The sequence below is a fragment of the Wolbachia pipientis genome (genome assembly GCF_023661085.1).
Lineage (GTDB): Bacteria > Pseudomonadota > Alphaproteobacteria > Rickettsiales > Anaplasmataceae > Wolbachia.
Genome location: NZ_JAHDJT010000167.1, coordinates 1 through 1,476, shown reverse-complemented (window position 1 = coordinate 1,476; position 1,476 = coordinate 1). Strand labels below are relative to the sequence as shown.

The window sequence follows — 1,476 nt, the reverse complement described above, 5'->3', positions numbered from 1 at the left end:
ATGCACTCACTTCGCATAGTAAAGTAAAAGAAGCATATGAAAGATGGCAAGAAGGAGCAGCACTTCGAAATGATATGAGATCAGGATTTACGTTCTGCGGAATCACATTTGAGGAATATAGAGGGCAAGCAACTGATCCTGAAGGAACCGTAAGAAGATTTATTGAGAAAGATACAGGTCACTGTTTTCCAGTAGGAACAGCAAGTACATTTACGACATATTTTGCACCAGCAGATTTTAATGAGACGGTAAACACACTAGGACAGCCACTATATGCAAAACAAGAACCAAGGAGATTTGATAGAGGAACTGATTTGCATACGCAGTCAAACCCTCTGCCAATGTGCCATCGTCCGGCAGTTTTGGTAAAAATTAGTTCTAGTTGATGAATATAGGGAGATTATTAGAAGATTGTTTTGAGCATTTAGGAGTGGAAGCCACATATTGTAATAAAAATAAGGAGGGTATTCGAAAAATAAAAGTGCTAATTAAACGTCCTGAGACTACGTACTCTTTAGGTGCAGATGGAGCATTAACTCAGCAAATTGCTTCTATAGAAATACGTGATCAGGACGTTAGTTCCTTTAGCATAGGTGATTATATCAAGATTGAAAAAAGGTTCTACAAAATTTTTGAACCGCCGTTAAAAGATTCTTCAAGTAAAATATGGAAAATTCAAGCCGTAGGAGAAGGAAGTGTTTCATAATGTAAATCAGGTAATAAGTGATATCAGGGAAAAAGAAGCTCAAATCAAATTAGTAGTAGCAAAAGCACTGAATAAAACAGCACTATGGTTAAAGGGACAAGCAGCTAAGGAAATTAGTGAGGAAAAGAAGATAAAATTAACGGTAATGAGAAAAAGGTTGCGAATCTTTAAGACAAGCAAATTAGAGGTTTTGATAAGAGCAAACTTGTATGACATCAAAGCTTCATCAATGGGTAAAATGAGACAAACAAAAAGAGGTACAAAAATAGGAAAAAATGAGTTTATAGGAGCATTTACTGCAATCATGCCAAGAGGTTATAAAGGAGCTTTTAAACGTGAAGGAAAAGCAGCATTGCCAATAAAGGAAGTTAAATTGCCATTGGAACCAGAAGCATCAAAAATAATAAAGGAGCTAGTTAATTATGAAACAGAAGTGATATTTGAGAAGTACTTTGAGCGTGAATTGAGTTATATTACAAGAAATGCATGAATTTTAAAGATTTGCATAACGCAATCTGCACTACGCTGAAGAAGGAAATTTCTGTGATACAAACATGCGAAGTATATCCAGCAATGAGGAAAGAATTGATAGCACCAGCAGTATTTGTGGAACTTAGCAGCTTTGAAAAAGGACATGATCCAGGAACAGAAGAATTAGCCCTAAAAGCAAGATTTGAGGCAAGAATTGTGATTGATAGCACAGTAGAAAATGCACCTATTATTGTCAGAACATTAGCAGCAGAAGTAGCAAGAGTAGTAAATAAAAATAC

Annotated in this window: 3 protein-coding genes and 1 pseudogene; all 4 read left to right on the top strand. The window is 35.7% G+C overall.

The genetic code is table 11. The annotated features are described in order from the left end of the window. Positions 1-386 (top strand): major capsid protein (locus DM84_RS05905; protein WP_250779067.1); only part of this gene is annotated, 386 nt, incomplete at its 5' end. Continuing rightward, positions 386-706 carry a head-tail joining protein gene (locus DM84_RS05900; RefSeq protein WP_250779065.1) on the top strand — a complete coding sequence of 107 codons (321 nt, stop codon included), beginning with the start codon at positions 386-388 and terminating at the stop codon, positions 704-706. The genes DM84_RS05905 and DM84_RS05900, both read left to right, overlap by 1 nt. Continuing rightward, positions 696-1,196 (top strand): phage tail protein, encoded by a 501-nt coding sequence (locus tag DM84_RS05895; RefSeq protein ID WP_250779063.1) that lies wholly within the window; start codon positions 696-698, stop codon positions 1,194-1,196. The genes DM84_RS05900 and DM84_RS05895 overlap by 11 nt, the downstream gene beginning before the upstream one ends. Next, positions 1,193-1,476, top strand: a pseudogene (locus DM84_RS05890) (hypothetical protein); the annotation flags it as partial. The gene DM84_RS05895 and the pseudogene DM84_RS05890, both read left to right, overlap by 4 nt.

What these genes read in the sequence shown, in the direction of transcription:
- DM84_RS05900 (WP_250779065.1), top strand. Translation starts at nt 386, where the DNA reads ATGAATATAGGGAGATTATTAGAAGATTGTTTTGAGCATTTAGGAGTG.